This window comes from Microbacterium sp. 71-36, assembly GCF_001898305.1.
In the GTDB taxonomy this organism is placed as follows: domain Bacteria; phylum Actinomycetota; class Actinomycetes; order Actinomycetales; family Microbacteriaceae; genus Microbacterium.
In genome coordinates this window covers 52,968-69,270 of the sequence record NZ_MKTP01000006.1, presented here as the reverse complement: position 1 = coordinate 69,270, position 16,303 = coordinate 52,968, and the positions used below count along the sequence as shown (strand labels likewise).

Annotated in this window: 19 protein-coding genes; 16 read left to right on the top strand and 3 right to left on the bottom strand. The window is 70.4% G+C overall.

The annotated features are described in order from the left end of the window. Positions 1-39 precede the first annotated feature (39 nt). The 15 genes from BGO45_RS14420 (at position 40) to BGO45_RS14350 (ending at position 12,922) form a co-directional block, all read left to right on the top strand. The gene (locus tag BGO45_RS14420; RefSeq protein ID WP_292695386.1) at positions 40-1,377 is read left to right on the top strand and encodes an ABC transporter substrate-binding protein; all 1,338 of its coding nucleotides are present in this window, start codon (positions 40-42) and stop codon (positions 1,375-1,377) included. Between the two features lie 76 nt (positions 1,378-1,453). Further along, a complete protein-coding gene (locus tag BGO45_RS14415) occupies positions 1,454-2,332 on the top strand; it encodes a carbohydrate ABC transporter permease (RefSeq protein WP_076491225.1) in 879 nt (292 codons plus the stop codon). Then, positions 2,332-3,243, top strand: coding sequence for a carbohydrate ABC transporter permease (locus BGO45_RS14410; protein WP_076491226.1), 912 nt, complete (start codon positions 2,332-2,334; stop codon positions 3,241-3,243). The genes BGO45_RS14415 and BGO45_RS14410 overlap by 1 nt, the downstream gene beginning before the upstream one ends. Continuing rightward, positions 3,240-4,229 carry a LacI family DNA-binding transcriptional regulator gene (locus BGO45_RS14405; RefSeq protein WP_292695383.1) on the top strand — a complete coding sequence of 330 codons (990 nt, stop codon included), beginning with the start codon at positions 3,240-3,242 and terminating at the stop codon, positions 4,227-4,229. Before BGO45_RS14410 ends, BGO45_RS14405 begins: the two co-directional genes overlap by 4 nt. Further along, complete coding sequence (locus BGO45_RS14400) at positions 4,226-5,608, top strand: glycoside hydrolase family 32 protein (RefSeq protein WP_292695380.1); 1,383 nt, start codon at positions 4,226-4,228, stop codon at positions 5,606-5,608. The genes BGO45_RS14405 and BGO45_RS14400 overlap by 4 nt, the downstream gene beginning before the upstream one ends. A 75-nt stretch (positions 5,609-5,683) precedes the next feature. Then, entirely contained in the window at positions 5,684-7,243 is a 1,560-nt protein-coding gene (locus BGO45_RS14395; RefSeq protein WP_292695377.1) for a glycoside hydrolase family 32 protein, read from the top strand. Between the two features lie 134 nt (positions 7,244-7,377). After that, complete coding sequence (locus tag BGO45_RS14390; protein WP_076491229.1) at positions 7,378-7,854, top strand: Asp23/Gls24 family envelope stress response protein; 477 nt, start codon at positions 7,378-7,380, stop codon at positions 7,852-7,854. Next, entirely contained in the window at positions 7,851-8,039 is a 189-nt protein-coding gene (locus tag BGO45_RS14385) for a DUF2273 domain-containing protein (RefSeq protein ID WP_076491230.1), read from the top strand. The genes BGO45_RS14390 and BGO45_RS14385 overlap by 4 nt, the downstream gene beginning before the upstream one ends. After that, positions 8,036-8,425 (top strand): hypothetical protein, encoded by a 390-nt coding sequence (locus tag BGO45_RS14380; RefSeq protein WP_292695372.1) that lies wholly within the window; start codon positions 8,036-8,038, stop codon positions 8,423-8,425. Before BGO45_RS14385 ends, BGO45_RS14380 begins: the two co-directional genes overlap by 4 nt. Then, a complete protein-coding gene (locus tag BGO45_RS14375; RefSeq protein ID WP_292695370.1) occupies positions 8,422-9,012 on the top strand; it encodes a DNA/RNA endonuclease G in 591 nt (196 codons plus the stop codon). Before BGO45_RS14380 ends, BGO45_RS14375 begins: the two co-directional genes overlap by 4 nt. Beyond that, positions 9,009-9,596, top strand: coding sequence for a hypothetical protein (locus BGO45_RS14370; protein ID WP_292695367.1), 588 nt, complete (start codon positions 9,009-9,011; stop codon positions 9,594-9,596). The genes BGO45_RS14375 and BGO45_RS14370 overlap by 4 nt, the downstream gene beginning before the upstream one ends. Positions 9,597-9,608: 12 nt before the next feature. Further along, positions 9,609-9,821: a hypothetical protein gene (locus tag BGO45_RS14365; RefSeq protein WP_292695364.1), complete on the top strand. Its 213-nt coding sequence runs from the start codon at positions 9,609-9,611 to the stop codon at positions 9,819-9,821. Between the two features lie 337 nt (positions 9,822-10,158). Next, entirely contained in the window at positions 10,159-12,165 is a 2,007-nt protein-coding gene (locus tag BGO45_RS14360) for an AarF/UbiB family protein (protein ID WP_292695361.1), read from the top strand. A gap of 108 nt (positions 12,166-12,273) precedes the next feature. Next, positions 12,274-12,441: a hypothetical protein gene (locus BGO45_RS14355; protein ID WP_175611045.1), complete on the top strand. Its 168-nt coding sequence runs from the start codon at positions 12,274-12,276 to the stop codon at positions 12,439-12,441. Between the two features lie 52 nt (positions 12,442-12,493). Beyond that, positions 12,494-12,922 carry a VanZ family protein gene (locus BGO45_RS14350; protein WP_292695358.1) on the top strand — a complete coding sequence of 143 codons (429 nt, stop codon included), beginning with the start codon at positions 12,494-12,496 and terminating at the stop codon, positions 12,920-12,922. A 10-nt stretch (positions 12,923-12,932) separates the two neighbouring features. Here BGO45_RS14350 and BGO45_RS14345 read toward each other — a convergent pair whose 3' ends face one another. The 3 genes from BGO45_RS14345 to BGO45_RS14335 form a co-directional block, all read right to left on the bottom strand. After that, positions 12,933-13,598 (bottom strand): hypothetical protein, encoded by a 666-nt coding sequence (locus tag BGO45_RS14345; RefSeq protein ID WP_292695357.1) that lies wholly within the window; start codon positions 13,596-13,598, stop codon positions 12,933-12,935. Positions 13,599-13,752: 154 nt separating this feature from the next. Then, the gene (locus BGO45_RS14340; protein ID WP_292695355.1) at positions 13,753-14,085 is read right to left on the bottom strand and encodes a hypothetical protein; all 333 of its coding nucleotides are present in this window, start codon (positions 14,083-14,085) and stop codon (positions 13,753-13,755) included. Between the two features lie 91 nt (positions 14,086-14,176). Beyond that, the gene (locus BGO45_RS14335; protein WP_076491238.1) at positions 14,177-14,452 is read right to left on the bottom strand and encodes a helix-turn-helix transcriptional regulator; all 276 of its coding nucleotides are present in this window, start codon (positions 14,450-14,452) and stop codon (positions 14,177-14,179) included. 469 nt (positions 14,453-14,921) lie between these two features. Here BGO45_RS14335 and BGO45_RS14330 point away from each other — a divergent pair, with 469 nt between their 5' ends. After that, positions 14,922-16,265, top strand: coding sequence for a sugar transferase (locus tag BGO45_RS14330; RefSeq protein WP_292695352.1), 1,344 nt, complete (start codon positions 14,922-14,924; stop codon positions 16,263-16,265). Positions 16,266-16,303: the final 38 nt, after the last annotated feature.

Genomic DNA, 16,303 nt, shown 5'->3' with positions numbered 1-16,303 from the left:
CACCCCACCACCCGCACCACCACATCAATGGAGATTCACATGGTCCACCTCACCCGAGCGGCCTCCTGGGTCGCGCTGACCGCCGCCACCGCGCTCGTCCTGTCCGGATGCGGCGCCACCGGCTCGGCCGGCGATCCCACCGACGTCAACCCCGAGGGCGAGATCAAGCCCCGCGAGATCTCGTGGCTGCTGTCGCGTCCGGCCGACGGGGGCGTGATCACGGCGATGCAGAAGATCGCCGACGAGTACGCCGCCGATCACCCCGGCTTCTCGCTGAACCTCATCACGACGCCGGACCGCCCCAGTTACATCCAGAAGTACGAGACCCTCGCCGCCGCGAACAAGCTGCCGGAGCTCTTCGACACGGATGCCACCCCCTTCGCGCAGAAGCTCGCACAGCAGGGCCGCATGGTCGACGTCGACCTGCTGCTGAAAGACCTCGGTCTGTCGGACCAGTACCGGGACGCCGCCCTGAACTACCAGCGCTTCGACGACGGCTCGCTCTACATGGTGCCGTTCGAATTCCAGCTGGAGTTCTTCTGGTACAACAAGGACCTCCTCGCGCAGGCCGGGGTGTCGGTCCCCGCGACGCTCGACGATTTCGCCCCGATGTGCCAGGCGCTGCGCGCGAAGGGCATCACGCCCATCGCCCTCGACGGCTCCGACGGCTGGCCGCTGGAGCGGTACATGGCGTACTACCCGTTCCGCCAGGCCGGCCCCGAGTACGTGCAGAAGCTGAAGACCGGCCAGGCGAAGTTCTCCGACGCGCCCGGCCGCGCCGCGGCCGACTGGCTGTACGGACTCGGCCAGGCCGGCTGCTTCCAGGAGGGCTTCTCGGCCACCGGCTATGCCGACGCCCAGGCCCAGTTCACCTCGGGCAAGGCCGCGGTCTACAACATCGGCACGTGGGAGCTGGCGAACCTCGCCACCGACAAGCTCGACGCGGGTGTGCGCGACAGCGTCGACTACTTCACCCTCCCGACGCTCCCCGGCGCCGTGACCGCCGACAACGAGTACGTGACCCCGTCGGGGATCGGCATGGCGGTCAACTCCGCCACCTACGACCCGCTCGTACGCGACTTCCTGCGCTTCGCCCTCGAGCGCTACCCCGCCGAGGTCGCCGCGTCGGGAGCCCTCTCCCCGACCACCGGCGTGGAGACGACCATCCCCGCGAATGCGACGCCGCTGTACACCCGGGCGATCGAGCAGGCCGGCGACGTGGGCACCAAGATCGCGATGCCGTGGGACACGCAGCTCGACCCCGCGACGAACACCCGGCTCCAGCAGGAGCTGACCCTGCTGGTCCAGGGCGACATCACCCCTGACGAGTTCGTCAGCACGATGGACGCCTCTCTCACGGAGAACGTCGGTGGCTGACACCCTCGCACCGAGCCGGCCCCGGGTCACCGGGGCCGGCTCCCCCGCCCGGCGTCGCGCGCCGATGCGTGCGTCGATGCTGCCGCGCCGCTCGGGCCTCGCCGTCGCGGTGTTCCTCGTCCCGCCGCTGCTGCTCTACGGCGCCGCGGTCCTGCTCCCCATCGTGCAGTCGCTGGTGCTGAGCCTGTTCTCGTGGGACGGCATCACCGCCCTGACATTCGTGGGCCTGGACAACTACGTGAAGATGTTCACGCGCGACGACGTGTTCTGGACCGCGTTCGGCAACGCCCTCGGCTACCTCGCCATCTGCCTCGTGCTCCAGCTCGGCGGCGCCCTCGCGGTCGCGGGACTGCTGACCGCCCTCCCCCGGGCGCGCGAACTGGTCAAGACGCTGTACCTGCTGCCGGCGGTCATCTCCACCGTGGCGATCGCGTTCCTCTTCGTCCGCATCTACTCGCTCGAACCCGTGGGGCTGCTCAACCAGCTGCTCGCGTGGGTGGGACTCGACGGCCTCCAGACGGCCTGGCTCTCCAACGTGCAGACGGTCCTGGCCGCGGTGTCGGTCCCCGAAGGGTGGCGCTTCACCGGCCTCTACATGCTCATCATCTACGCGGCGCTCATCGCGGTGCCGAAGGAGCTCGAGGAGGCCGCGCGCCTCGACGGCGCCTCCTGGTGGCAGACCTTCTGGCGGATCCGCTTCCCCTACATCCGTCCCGTCTGGATCACCACGACCGTCATGGCCACCACGTTCGCGCTGCGCGGCTTCGACATCCCGTACCTGCTCACCAACGGCGGACCCGGGCAGGCGTCCGAGCTCCTGACCACCTACATGTACAAGACGGCCTTCGTCCACACCGACTACGGCTACGCCAGCGCCATCTCGGTCTTCATCGTCGTCGAGTGCCTGGTCGCCGTGGGCCTCATCTTCCTGCTGCTGCGTCGAAAGGACGCGTGATGAGCACGACACTCGCCCCGGCCCCTGTGGCATCCGTCCCCCTCTCCCCCGCACCGGGGCCGCGTCCCGTGCACCGCTCGCCGCGCGTGCGCGTCCAGCGGACGCTGCTGACCGTCACGGTGGTGCTCATCGTCGTGGTGCAGGTGTACCCGCTGCTGTGGCTGTTCCTCACGAGCTTCCGGACCGCAAGCGACTTCGCGGGCGGCGACCCGTTCGCCCTGCCGTCGGAGTGGACGCTGGAGAACTACTCCCGCGCCTTCGCCACCGGCAACCTGGCGCTGAACATCGCCAACAGCTTCCTCGTGACCCTCGGTGCCAGCGTCCTGATCGTCGTGGCCGGGATGATGGCCGCGTACGCGCTGCAGGTCCTGGGCTTCCGCTTCAGCGGGTTCGTCCGGGCGCTGTTCCTGCTGGGCATCATCGTCCCGGTCCAGATCGCGCTCGTGCCGCTGTTCATCGACTACTCGCAGGTGGGCCTGCTCGACACGCACCTGTCGATGATCCTGCCGCTGGCGGCGTTCTCGCTGCCGATGGGCGTGTACCTGTTCTCGTCGTTCTACGAGTACATCCCGCGCGAGCTGTACGAGGCCGCCTCCCTCGACGGTGCGGGGCCGTACCGGATCTTCCTGCAGATCACGGCGCCGCTGTCGGTGAACACGATCATCACGGTCGTGCTGGTCAACAGCATCTTCATCTGGAACGACTTCATCTTCGCGAACACGTTCGTTCTTTCCGATGGACTCAAGACCATCCCGCTGGGGCTGCAAAACTACATCGGAGCGATGGGCAACACCGACTGGACGGCGACGTTCGCCGCGGTGTGCGTCACGGTGACGCCACTGCTGCTGGTGTTCCTCGTGCTGAACAAGGCGATGATCGCCGGCCTGGAGAGCGGAGCCACCAAGGGATGAGCACGACGATGCGCGACGTGGCGCGGGCGGCCGGGGTTTCGGTGGCGACCGTGTCGCACGTCGTGAACGACAAGCCGGGCGCGCGTATCGGCGAGGATGCCCGACGCCGCGTGCACGAGGCGATCGCGGCGCTCGGCTACCGGCCGAACGCGCTCGCCAAGACGCTGTCCGAGGGGAGTTCCCGCTTCATCGGGCTGGTGGCGGATGCCATCGCCACCACGCCCTTCGCCGGACAGATCATCCACGGCGCACAGGACGAGGCGTGGCGTCACGGGTTCGTCCTGCTCGTGGCCAACACCGAGGGCAACGCCGCCGCCGAGAACGACGCGATCGCGATGATGCTGGAGCACCAGGTGCGCGGCATCCTGTACTCCACCTGGTACCACCGCGAGATCGACGTGCCGTCGCCGCTGCAGCACACCGAGACGGTGCTGGTGAACTGCTTCGCCGCCGACGACGCCTTCCCCGCGGTGGTGCCCGACGAGGTGCAGGGCGGACGGACGGCGACCGAGGAACTCCTCTCGGCCGGGCACCGCCGCATCGCCTTCGTCAACACGACGTCGCCGTCCCCCGCGCGGGACGGACGTCTCGCCGGCTACCGTGCGGCCCTGGCGGATGCCGGTGTGCCCGTCGACGACGCGCTCGTGTTCGAGGCGGCGCCCGAGCAGGAGGGCGGCTACGACATCGCCGGAGCGGTCGTCGACTCCGGCGCCACCGCGGTGTTCTGCCACAACGACCGCGTCGCGATGGGCCTCTACGACGGCCTGCGCGACCGGGGCCTGCGCATCCCCGGAGACGTCGCGGTCATGGGCTTCGACAACCAGGACGTCATCGCCGCGCACCTGCGTCCGCCGCTGTCGACCGTCGCGCTGCCGCACTACGAGCTCGGCGCCGCCGGTGTGCGCACGCTCCTCGGGCTCGAGTCGCCCGCGACGGGAGCACGTCACCTCGTCGCCTGCCCGCCCGTCCTCCGGGAGTCGCTGTGAGCCTGCCCCGCCCGCGCGTCCACCTCGCGCCCGCGCGCAACTGGATGAACGACCCCAACGGTCTGGTGCACATCGACGGCCGGTGGCACGCGTTCTTCCAGTACAACCCCGAGGGGAACGACTGGGGGAACATGAGCTGGGGACACGCCTCCAGCTCCGACCTCCTGCACTGGGAGGAGCATCCCGTCGCCCTCCCCCACCGCCCCGACGAGCAGATCTTCTCGGGTTCGGTCGTGGCCGGCCCCGGCTCCACTCTGACGGCGTTCTACACGAGCGCGTACGCCCACGGCATCCAGGCCCAGTCCCGCGCGACCAGCGTCGACGGCGGCCTCACCTGGACCCCGGATGCCGCGAACCCGGTACTCGACCGCGGCAGCGCCGACTTCCGCGACCCGAAGGTGATCGCGCTCCCCGACGGCGGCTGGCTGATGCTGGCGGTGGAGGCCGTCGAGCGTCGCGTCGTGTTCTACGCCTCCGACGATCTCGACACGTGGCGGGAGACGGGGGCGTACGGACCGCTCGGCCCCGAGGACGTCGTCTGGGAGTGCCCCGATCTCGTCCGGTTGGAGATCGAGGGAACGGATGCCACGGCCTGGGTACTGCTACTGAGCACCAACCCGGTGGGCGACGACGCCGACCCCTCCGGCTCCGCGATGCACTACGTCGTGGGCGACCTCGTGGACGGCGTCTTCCGCGCCGAGGAGGACGCGCTCGTGCCCGTCGACCACGGACGCGACCTCTACGCGGGCGTCACGTTCCACGGCGCGCCCGGCGGTGCGGCGGTGATGCTCGCGTGGATGAGCAACTGGCGCTACGCGCATGCCGTGCCGACGGCTCCGTGGCGCGGCGCGATGTCGCTGCCGCGCACCCTGGGCCTCCGCCGCATCGCGGGCGTCCTACGGCTGGTGCAGCATCCGGTGCTCCCCGCAGACCTCGACGACGTCCCCTCCCCCGCCGCGGGCGTCACCCCGCACGCGGTCATCGAGGTCCATCCCGACCCCGCGTCCACCGGCATCCTGCGCCTCCGGTTGGAGGGAGCGACGGATGCCGCGGTCGAGATCGTCCACGACCCCGCCACCCGTACGCTCGCGGTGTCGCGCTCGGGCGAGGCCGCCCGGACGCTGCACCCCGACTTCGCGGGCACGCGCACCGCGCCGCTGCTCGAGACGGGCGCCGGGGCGTTCACGATCGTGCTCGACGGGCCTCTGCTGGAGGTCTTCGCCGATCGCGGCGCCACGGTGCTCTCGCACCTGGTGACCCTCGGCGGCGGCCCCGTGACCGTGCACGCCACCGCGGAAGGGTCGGAGGCCCCCGCCGTGCGCATCGTCGCCCTCGCCGACGACGCGCAGGAAGGTCTCGCGGCTCCGGCGGCCGCCTGACCCTTTCCCCACCGAACCGCCGGACACCCCGGCGGGTGCATCGTCGCGCCCGCCGATCACGAGGAAGTGAGCATCATGCCGTTCGAGATCTCCCGCCGCACCCTGCTGCAGGGCGCCGGAGCCGGGGCCTTCGGCCTCGCCCTGGCCTCCGCGGCTCCCGTCGCCGCGCGTGCGACCACGCCGTCGCAACGCGCGATCTACCACATGACCCCGCCGACGGCCTGGCTGTGCGATCCGCAGCGCCCGATCGTCTCGGGCGGGCAGTACCAGCTGTACTACCTGCACTCCGACGTCAACAACGGCCCCGGCGGATGGGACCACGCCACCACTGACGGCGTGAGCTTCGTCCACCACGGCACCGTCATGCCGCTCACGAACGGCGTCCCCGTGTGGTCGGGGTGCCTCGTCGTCGACGAGGCGAATACCGCCGGATTCGGCGCGGGAGCGGTGATCGCACTCGCGACCCGGCCCACCGACGGGATCCGCAAGTACCAGGAGCAGTACCTGTACTGGTCGACCGACGGGGGCTTCAGTTTCACGATGCTGCCCGACCCCGTCCTGGTCAACACCGACGGCCGCACCGCCCAGACGCCGGCCGAGATCGACAACGCCGAGTGGTGCCGCGACCCCAAGGTGCACTGGGACGCGGCGCGCAGCGAATGGGTCATGGCCCTCGGCCGCGCCCGGTACGCGGGTTTCTACACCTCACCGAACCTGCGCCAGTGGACGTGGCGCAGCAACTTCGACTACCCGAACCCCCAGCTCGGCGGCATCGAGTGCCCCGACCTGTTCCAGATGACCGCCGACGACGGCAGCCGGCACTGGGTGCTCGGCGCGAGCATGGATGCCTACGGCATCGGGCTCCCGATGACCTACGCGTACTGGATGGGTACGTGGAACGGCACGCACTTCGTCGCCGACGACCTGACCCCGCAGTGGCTGGACTGGGGCTGGGACTGGTACGGCGCCGTGACCTGGCCGAGCATCGAGGCGCCCGACACGCGGCGCCTCGCCATCGGCTGGATGAACAACTGGAAGTACGCCGCGCGCGACGTCCCCACCGACGTCAGCGACGGCTACAACGGCCAGAACTCGATCGTGCGCGAACTGCGCCTGGAGAAGCAGCCGGGCGGGTGGTACAGCCTGCTCAGCGCGCCGATCCCCGCGCTGGCCGCGCGCGCGACCTCGACGGTGACCCTGCCGGATCGCACGGTGAACGGCAGCGACGTCCTCCCCTGGACCGGACGCGCGTACGAGCTCGAACTCGACGTCGCCTGGACGGACGCCACGAACGTCGGTGTCTCGGTCGGTCGGTCCGCAGACGGGTCGCGGCACACCAACGTCGGAAAGTACGGCTCCGACCTGTACGTCGACCGCGGCCCCTCCGACCGCGCCGGTTACGCGCTCGCGCCGTACACGCGCGCGGCCGCGCCCATCGATCCCGCGGCCCGATCCGTGCACCTGCGCATCTTCGTCGACCGCCAGAGTGTGGAGGTCTTCGTCAACGCCGGGCACACGGTCCTGTCGCAGCAGGTGCACTTCCTCGACGGCGACACCGGGATCTCGCTGTACACCGACGGCGGCACGGCGCAGTTCTCCGGCATCACGATCCGGGAGTTCGCCGCACCCGTCTGACCGGTGACGACGGTCTCGCGAGAAAGTGGGGGCCGCGGCGTGACGAAACTCCTTCCACCTACGTCTCATCAGTAAGCGAACACCGCTGGCCCGGGATCACCTCCGGGGCCAGGACGTACAGGAAGGACACTCCGATGGCTATCGAAGAACAGCCCGCGGCCCCCACCGCCGCGCCCCAGGGGTCGCGCGTGGACCGCGCGTTCACCGGCTCCCGGACCCCCGCCGACGCTCAGGCGGCCGGTAAGACCACCATCGCCGACTCGGTCGTGGCCAAGGTCGCCGGCATCGCCGCGCGCGAGGTGGCCGGCGTCCACGCCCTCGGCGGCGGCGGAGCGCGCGCGTTCGGCGCGATCCGCGACGCGATCAACGCGACCGACCTCACGCAGGGCGTGAAGGTCGAAGTCGGGGAGACCCAGGCCGCGGCGGACCTCACCATCGTGGTCGAGTACCCCGCACCCATCCAGGAGGTGGCCGACCAGGTGCGCGCACGCGTCGCCGGCGCCATCAGCCGTCTCGTCGGCCTCGAGGTCGTCGAGGTCAACGTCGACGTCAACGACATCCACATCCCGGGTGACGATGACGACGACTCGACCCCCTCCCGCGTGTCATGAACCCGACCGTCACCGGTGCCCTCGTCGGCCTCGTCCTGGCCGCCGCCGCACTGATCTTCGGCTTCTGGGGCTTCCTCCTGGTCGCCCTGTTCATGGCGATCGGCGCGGTCGTCGGTCGGATCGTCTCGGGCGAGATCGACATCCGCAGCATCGCCAACGCATTCTCGGGTCGGAGCACATCGTGACCACCGCGCTTCCCGGGGTGGCGGTCGCCGCCCCGGGGGGCGGGGTCACCGTGCGCACCGGCGGTCGCGTCGACGTGGCCGACCGCGTGTTCCGAAAGGCCGCCGAGCAGGCGGCCGCCGAGGCGATCGGAGTCGACCGTGCTGACGTGTCGGTCGACATCGCCGCCTCCCGCGACACCGTCGTGGTGCGCGTCCAGGCTCCGTTCCCGGTTCCCCGCCTCGACGATTCCGAGGCCGTCCGCGCCGCGACCCCCGTGCTCGAGGCCGCCCGCGGCATCCAGAACGACCTCCACGACCGCCTGACCCGTCTCTTCGGACGCGAGGTGTCACGCGTGGATCTGACCATCGCCGGGGCCACCGCCCCGAAGAGAAGGAGGGTGAAATGACCGACAGCGTCCTGCGTACGGTCGTGCGCCGCGAGACGCACTCGCCGCGCACCGCCGCGATGCTCGTCGTGGTGGTCGTCCTCGTGCTGGCCGCCGTCTACGCGGCCGTCGAGATCGTCCTCTCGCTCACCGGCCAGCAGCCGTTGCTCGTCGCTCCGGGCGCCGCGTTCGACGCCCTCGCCGACCTGCCGAGCGCCGTCGTCCCGGCGGCGCTGATCGCGGCGGGCGTGGTGCTGGCGATCATCGGCCTGGTCGTGCTCGTCCTGGCCGTGGCGCCCGGGCGCCTGTCCAAGCACGAGATGACGTGGGGCGACCGCGCCGTGGTCGTCGACAACGGCGTGGTGGCGTCCGCCGTCGCGCAGCATCTCGCCACGGAGTCGGGCATCGCCCGCGAGAACGTCGTCGTCGGCGTCGCGCACCGCACGGTCGACGTGACGGTCCGTCCCCCGGTCGGCATCCCCGTCGACACCGATCGTCTGCGACAGATCGTCGACGACGAGGTCGCCTCGTACCGCCTGACGCCGTCGGTGCGGACCGTCGTGCGCGTCGAGCGCCCGCTCGACGCAGGAAAGGAGGGAGTGCGATGAGGAACACCAACCGCGCACTCAACCGCATCCTGCTGTTCGTCGTCGGCGTGGTGCTGCTGGTGCTGGGCGCCTTGCTGATCGCCGTCGTCGCCCTCCCCGGTGCCGCCGACGTGTGGTCGCAGACCGCCGACGGCGTGCGCTCGTGGGCCGAGGGCATCGGGCAGCCGTCCCTCGGGATCGGCGCCGTCGCCGCGCTGGCGGTCGTCGTCCTCGTGCTGATCCTGGTCGCCGTGGGCGCCGTCCGCGGACGCCATCGCGTGCCGCTGCAATCCACCGGGGCCGAGAGCGACGCCGGGCGCATCACGATCACCGACGGCTTCGCCTCCGCGGCCCTGAAGAACTCGCTCGACGAGCGCGACGAGATCCTGGTCTCCCGCATCGCTTCGAACGAGGTGCGCAAGGAGACGGTGCTGCACGTGAGCGTCACGCCCCGTCAGAACACGTCGCCCCGACAGATCGCGGAGTACGTCGACACCCTCGTCGCCAACCTCGCGACACTCACCGGACAGCAGTTCCGCACCTACATCTCGGTGCATTCGAGCCTTCGCGCGAAACTCGCGCACGACCAGAAGCGCCTCAGCTAGAGGAGGGATGCCATGCGCAACCGCATCATCGTCATCGGCGGTCTCGTCCTGATCGCCTACGTCCTCGGCACCCGCGCCGCGCGGGTGCAGGTGAAGAACCGCGAGTCGGTCGGGCACCAGCTCGTCCGTCTGTGGGACGACCCGAAGGCTCGTCGTCGGCGGCGGAAGGCCGCCGGCCGCGCCGAGAAGAAGGCGAAGAAGGCCCTGCGGGAGTTCCGCCGTTGACGGAGTGAGTTCCCGGACGCACCGAGGGGGAGAGGACGCACGTCGTCCCTCCCCCTTCGTGGCATCCGTCGGCACCGCTGTGGACGACGCCCGCGACAGTGCATGCGCATGTAAAGATGTCCTCGACCGAAGGACCTCGATGCTCCCGCCCTCTGCCGCACCTCCCACCCCCGACCCGTCCCCGCTCCCCGACGACGACGCGGCGAGCGGATTTCCGCCCCACTGCCCGAGCTGCCTCCACGGCATGGCGCCCCGACGGCGGGGATCCGCGGTCGCCTGGGTGTGCGCGGGGTGCGGTCTCGCTCGCATCTCGTGAGCCGGCGGCTACGCTGACCCCGTGCTCGTCACCCTGCTCATCGCCATCGTGGCGATCATCTGCGCGATCCTCGTCGGGTTCGTCGCCCGCCAGATCCTCGGGACGACCGTGGGGTGGCCGCGCAGCATCGTCGTCGGACTCCTGGTGTTCTTCCTCGGGTTCCCCGCGGCCGAATGGGTTCTGCAGCAGACACGGCTTCCGGAGGGCTCGACGCTCGCCGACAGCGACAACGTGTGGCTCGCGCTCGGCCTGATCGCCCTGTCCATCAGCTGGGTCTTCGCCCTCGGCGTCGCCACCCTGGTCGCGATCGAGGCGATCTTCCCCACGCGCCCCCTCCCCAACCCGATCGACGTCGTCCGCGCCGGTCTCCGTCAGCGCAAACGCACCCGCAGGTATGTCGAGATCCTGTCGATCGCGTCCCGCCACGGCGTCGGATGGCTCTTCCACGGCGGTCACAGCCGTGTCGAGCAGCAGCTGAGCACCTCCGAGGAACGCGCGCGCGCGATCGTCGCCACCATCAACGATGCGGGCGTGAGCTTCGTCAAGCTCGGCCAGGTGCTGTCCACGCGCCGCGACCTCATCCCCGAGCCGTATCTGAGCGCGCTCGCGACGCTGCAGACCAACGCGACGACCCTGCCGTGGGAAACGATCCGCGAGGTCATCGAAAGCGACCTCGGACGCCCCGTCGACGAGGTCTACGCCTCGATCGACCCGCAGCCGCTCGCGGCCGCATCCGTCGCACAGGTGCATCGCGCGACCCTGCGCGACGGCACCCCCGTCGTGGTCAAGGTGCAGCGGCCCGCCGCGCGCGCACAGGTGGAGGCGGATGCCGACATCATCGTGCGCCTCGCCCACCGCGCCGAGGCGCGCACGCGATTCGGCCGCGATCTGCGCATCGAGTCCGTGGCCCGCGGGTTCACCACGACGCTCCGCGAAGAGCTCGACTACCGCATCGAGGCGCGCAACACGGAATTGATCCGCGCGACCATCGCCCGCATCGACGCGGCGGAGCCCACGCGACGCGGCGTCGTCACCGTGCCGGATGCCTTTCCCGATGCGTCCAGCACTCGGGTCCTGACGATGGCGCTGGTCGACGGCGCCGCCCTGAGCGACTCCGCCGATCGTCTCGCCGGCCTGACGCCCGAGGCGCGCGACCGTCTCGCCCAGGTCCTGATGACCACGGTCATCGAACAGATCCTGGTGTACGGCGTCTTCCACGCCGATCTCCATCCCGGGAACGTGCTGCTGAAGTCCGATGGAACACTCGGGCTGATCGACTTCGGAGCCGTCGGCATCATCGAGAGAAGCCGTCGCCAGCACATGACCGCGCTTCTGCTCGCCGCACTCAGCGAGAACGACGTGGCCGCCACCGACGCGCTCCTGCTCATCGTGGACGCACCCGACGGGGTCGACATGGACGCCTTCCGTCACGACGTCGGCGTCGTCCTCACCGCGGAGCACCTCGGCAGCGGGGGCCAGGGATCGATCTTCACGCGGATCGTCGACGTCATCCGCCAGCACCACATCGGCCTCCCGGGCGAGCTCGCGTCGGCGCTGCGCAGCTTCGCCACCCTCGAGGGCTGTCTGCGCGTGATCGTCTCGGATTTCGACATGGTCGGTCGCGCCCTCCCCCTCATGCCCACTCTCCTGCGGCGCACGCTGTCGCTGACGCGCGCGGCCACCGACCTCCAGGCCGGCGCGGTGATCTCGCTCGCCCGACTGCAGCGCATGCCGCAACGCCTCGAGGCCCTGCTCACCGGCATCGAACGCGGCTCGATCGGCATCACGCTGCGCTCCGACGACGGCACCGATACCACCGGCATCCTGAGCCGGATCACCTCCGAGATCGCGACGACCCTCGTCTCGATCGCGGCGGTCGTGATCGCCGTGGTCCTGATCGTCTCCGGCGGCGGGCCGGTGCTGGGCGGATCCGTCACGCTGTTCGCGATCCTGGGGGCGGTGATCGGCCTGTTCGGCTTCCTGGGTCTGTTGAGGGTCGTACGCCGCACTTTCGGTCGACGCGACTGATATACCGCATTTCCTCTCGGCGCGGCAGAGGCGAATCGGCACGCTTCCGGGCACTACAGTGGCCAGCACATCACGTCATGCACCACCGGACTCCAAAGGAGAAGTCCCATGGTCCTCATCGTCGCCGCCATCGCCGTCGGCATCGTCACCTGGATCGTCGCCGCCCTCGCCGCAGGGATCGGCATCGGCCGCATCATCGCCCGCGCCGACAGTGAAGAGGGCCGGACCCTCGACACCCCGTCGGGCGCGGGTCTGACTCGCGCGATCACCTTCTGATCCCACCCGACCGCGCGGGAGAGGTCGTGGGCGCGGCTTCGTACGGTGAAGCATGCGCACCACACCTCCACGGGATCGGGGTCGGTCCCTGACAGCCGTCCTGGCGTCGGGCTATCTGGTCCTCCTCGCGGTGGTCATGTTCTGGCCCGAGCACATCGACGCGAACGCGGGTCCAGTCTACGAAGCGATGGTCCGCCTTGCGCCCGCGGCGTTCCCGTTCGGCGTGGATGCGACGCTGAACGTCGTGATGATGGTTCCGTTCGGGATGATCCTCGCCACTGTCCTCCCCGGACGACCCTTCGTCCTCCTCGGCGTGGCGTGGGTCGTACCGCTGTCGGCGGAGATCGCCCAGGGACTGTTCCTCCCCGGGCGGACCTCGAGCGCCGTCGACGTCGCGGCGAACACCCTCGGCGGTGTGATCGGTGCGGCGGGGCTCGCGGGGGTGCGCCGCCTCCGCCGACGTCGACGCGGACCGGACTGAGCGGTCGCCCTCACCCGGGCGGCGTGCCGGGATCCGCAGCGCGCCGCGAGCGAAGCTGACGACGAGTCATCGGCGGCGGACCCGCCTCCCGACCCGCCGTCGCCTCGGCGAGCACCCGAGCCGCGTGCCCCGCGATCGTCTGGACGGCGTCCACCGTCGTGCGCTCGAACTCCCGCCACACCGTCGCCGACCGACCGATCGGGTCGACGATGTCGTCATCGTCCGCGGAGACCCTGCGTGCGCGGGTTCGCCCCCGCGCGAGACGGGACACGAGAGTCTCCCAATCGCCCGCGACGGACACCCCCGACTCCTCCCGGAGCAGACGGGCGAACTCACGCACCGTGAACGTCGTGTCCAGAGCGTCCGGGCGCATGTCCAGGACGGCCCGTCGATGCACCGCCGCCGCGCACAGCACTGTCGTCGCCTGGCGGAGCAGCGTCTCGTCGAGGCGGCGGGTGCGATGCGGGGCGAGGTCCAGACCGTACTCGCGACCGAGGTCGACGGCCTCCGGTACCGCGGCTCGCTCGGGGCGGGCCGCGGTACCCGCGCTGCTGATGACCGGTGCGACGACTCCGGCGTCGGCGAGACGCGCGCGGAGCAGGTGCTCGACGAACGGCGAGCGGATCGCGTTCGCGGTGCACACGATCAGCACGCGCGGGCGGGACAACGGGTTCACGGGTCTCCCTCGATGGCGGCTCGGGTGACGGGCCGCTCGGGTGAGCCGACCGCTTCGCCGAGTACAGCGCTCCGGCGCGGCCGTTCCGGACCCGCGTCCGACCATCCCGACGCCGGCCCACCCGGGTGAATGCCGCCGGCGACGCACGATCGGGTCAGGACGACAACGCGTCTCGGATCTGTGGATCCTCGACGAGCACCCGACGGAGTTCGCGTGCTCCGTCCGTCGTCATCGCCAGCCCGACCGCTCCGACTTCGATCACGAGCCAGTTCTCGACATCGCCGGGGCGACGGAGGACTCCCACCTCCACATCGAGCTCGCGCCCCGCCCCCGAGTCGTCCGATCCGCGGACGCGCGCCGCGAAACCGGAGCCGGCGCTGCGATGCGCCTCGTCGTCGGGATGGACCGTGACGCCGTGGCGGGTCGTGCACCACGCGTATGTGCAGCGCGCACCTGCGTGACGGGGGTGGACATCGTTCTCGCTCATGCCGGACACCTCTCTCTCCGGGTCGTCCGCGAGGACTCCCCGATCATCGGTGGGCACGGAAGAAGTGAAGCACGAGCCTCCGACACCGCGATCAACGACCGGGCGCGATGCCCTCCGGAGGCGGCGGAAGCAAGTCGGCGAGCGGGATCCCCAGGACCTCCGCGAGGCACACGATGGTGCGCAGGCGCGGGTTCGCGGGAGTGCCGGGGTTGGATTCGCCGTGTTCGAGCTTGCGGTACGTGAAGGTGGCGAGTCCGGCGGCATGCGCGACGTGCTCCTGCGAGAGCCCTCTCTTCGCCCGGGCGTTGAGGAGACGGTCTCCGAACTGTCTCGCGAACTCGTTCCAGGGATCGGGCACGTCGGTCATGCACCCAGCTTGTCCGTTCGGCTACGCGCACATGAACATGTGTACATGTTGTTCCGGGTCCGGGCCGGCACCGGTGGCCCCGCGGTCCGTCGAGGTGACGGGCGTCGTCGTGGAGGTGATCAGAGGGGCGAACCGTGGTGGGATCGCCGATCCGGTCCCGATCCCGTCGGGCCTTCGCTCCGCGACGGCCCTCCCGTCACGTCCCTTCACCCTCCGAGCCCCGCCAGCGCCGCAGCCTCGGGCCGACACCGCGGATGGCAGAGTGCCCGGACCCCGCGCCTCCTGTTCCAGCCCAGAGGCGCATCATCTCCGGCCACTGAGCCCGATCAGCGGAGTACTCATGGATCTCGCTACCTCGTCATTCACTTCACCTGCCCTACCAAAAAGCTTCACCCCAGCCCGCGCGACGCGACGGCGTACCTGGCAATCCCGATATGCACGCCTCCTGGTCGCGTCCGACGCGCTCGTGGTGATCGTCGCCGTCTTCGGCACCCAACTGCTCTGGCTCGGCCCCGATCACGCGGGCGTCAGCTCGGCACCGATCGACTACACCACCGTGTCGCTGGCCCTGTGCATCGCCTGGCTCGCCGCCCTGACGCTGTGGGGGACGCGCCTGCCCCGGGTCGTCGGGCACGGGGTCGCCGAGCATCGACTCGTCATCGCGGCCTCCTTCCAACTCTTCGGGCTCGTCGCGATGGCCGCCTACCTCACCGGCGCCGACCTGTCCCGCGGATACTTCCTCCTCAGCCTGCCGGCCGGAACGCTCACCCTCCTCGCGTCACGGACGGCTGCGCGTTCCTGGCTCATCGCCCGCAGACGCCGGGGCGACCTGTCGTCGCGCGTCGTCCTCGTCGGGAGCGCCGAAGAGAACGCCCGCGTCGCCGGCGAGATCGCCCGTCAACCCGGAGTGGGCCTGACGGTCGTGGGCGTCCACACCGTAGGGGGCGTCGACGGGAGTTCGTGGACGGACGCCCATGCCCGCCGACTGGAACATCGTCTCGACGAACTGGACGCCGACAGCGTGCTCATCACCGGGGGCGGACGGATCGATGCCCACGACATCCGGCGGATCGGTTGGGGCCTCGAACCCGGACGACAGCACCTGATCGTGGCCGTGAACCTGACGGACGTCGCCGGTCCCCGCATCCACACGCGTCCGGTCGCGGGCCTCCCCCTCGTGCACGTCGAGACGCCGCAGTACTCGACGCGGCAGCGCGTCTTGAAGCGCGCCTTCGACATCGTCGGGTCGCTGCTGCTGCTGCTCGTCCTCAGCCCGGTCCTGCTCGTCCTGGCGGGGCTCGTGCGACTGTCGGGCCCCGGGCCGATCCTGTACCGGCAGGAGCGCGTCGGGCAGGGCGGTGCCCGATTCGGCATGATCAAGTTCCGCTCCATGGTCGACGGCGCGGACGCCCGCCTGTCGGAGCTCCTCACCGCCCAGGGGCGCGACGGAGCACCCTTGTTCAAGATCGACGACGACCCGCGCATCACCCCGATCGGCCGGATCCTGCGGAGATACTCGCTCGACGAGATCCCCCAGTTGTTCAACGTGCTGATGGGGCAGATGAGCCTCGTCGGCCCGCGCCCGCAGCGTGACGCGGAGGTCGCCTTCTACGACGACGACGCCCGTCGCCGCCTCATCGTGCGTCCGGGCATGAGCGGCCTCTGGCAGGTGAGCGGCCGGTCGGCTCTGTCCTGGGAGGATGCCATCCGCCTCGATCTCTTCTACGTCGAGAACTGGTCGCTCATCGGCGACATCGTGATCCTGTTCCGGACAGTGAAGGCGGTGGTCGCCCCCGGTGAGACCGCGCACTGATCAGGCCGGAGGGCGCCGATTCCCCCGGGGGTCGGCGC

Excerpts from the sequence above, each read along its gene's own strand:
- BGO45_RS14420 (WP_292695386.1), top strand. The coding sequence starts at position 40 with ATGGTCCACCTCACCCGAGCGGCCTCCTGGGTCGCGCTGACCGCCGCC.
- BGO45_RS14415 (WP_076491225.1), top strand. The coding sequence starts at position 1,454 with ATGCTGCCGCGCCGCTCGGGCCTCGCCGTCGCGGTGTTCCTCGTCCCG.
- BGO45_RS14410 (WP_076491226.1), top strand. The coding sequence starts at position 2,332 with ATGAGCACGACACTCGCCCCGGCCCCTGTGGCATCCGTCCCCCTCTCC.
- BGO45_RS14405 (WP_292695383.1), top strand. The coding sequence starts at position 3,240 with ATGAGCACGACGATGCGCGACGTGGCGCGGGCGGCCGGGGTTTCGGTG.
- BGO45_RS14395 (WP_292695377.1), top strand. The coding sequence starts at position 5,684 with ATGCCGTTCGAGATCTCCCGCCGCACCCTGCTGCAGGGCGCCGGAGCC.
- BGO45_RS14390 (WP_076491229.1), top strand. The coding sequence starts at position 7,378 with ATGGCTATCGAAGAACAGCCCGCGGCCCCCACCGCCGCGCCCCAGGGG.
- BGO45_RS14385 (WP_076491230.1), top strand. The coding sequence starts at position 7,851 with ATGAACCCGACCGTCACCGGTGCCCTCGTCGGCCTCGTCCTGGCCGCC.
- BGO45_RS14375 (WP_292695370.1), top strand. The coding sequence starts at position 8,422 with ATGACCGACAGCGTCCTGCGTACGGTCGTGCGCCGCGAGACGCACTCG.
- BGO45_RS14370 (WP_292695367.1), top strand. The coding sequence starts at position 9,009 with ATGAGGAACACCAACCGCGCACTCAACCGCATCCTGCTGTTCGTCGTC.
- BGO45_RS14365 (WP_292695364.1), top strand. The coding sequence starts at position 9,609 with ATGCGCAACCGCATCATCGTCATCGGCGGTCTCGTCCTGATCGCCTAC.
- BGO45_RS14355 (WP_175611045.1), top strand. The coding sequence starts at position 12,274 with ATGGTCCTCATCGTCGCCGCCATCGCCGTCGGCATCGTCACCTGGATC.
- BGO45_RS14350 (WP_292695358.1), top strand. The coding sequence starts at position 12,494 with ATGCGCACCACACCTCCACGGGATCGGGGTCGGTCCCTGACAGCCGTC.
- BGO45_RS14340 (WP_292695355.1), bottom strand. The coding sequence starts at position 14,085 with ATGAGCGAGAACGATGTCCACCCCCGTCACGCAGGTGCGCGCTGCACA.
- BGO45_RS14335 (WP_076491238.1), bottom strand. The coding sequence starts at position 14,452 with ATGACCGACGTGCCCGATCCCTGGAACGAGTTCGCGAGACAGTTCGGA.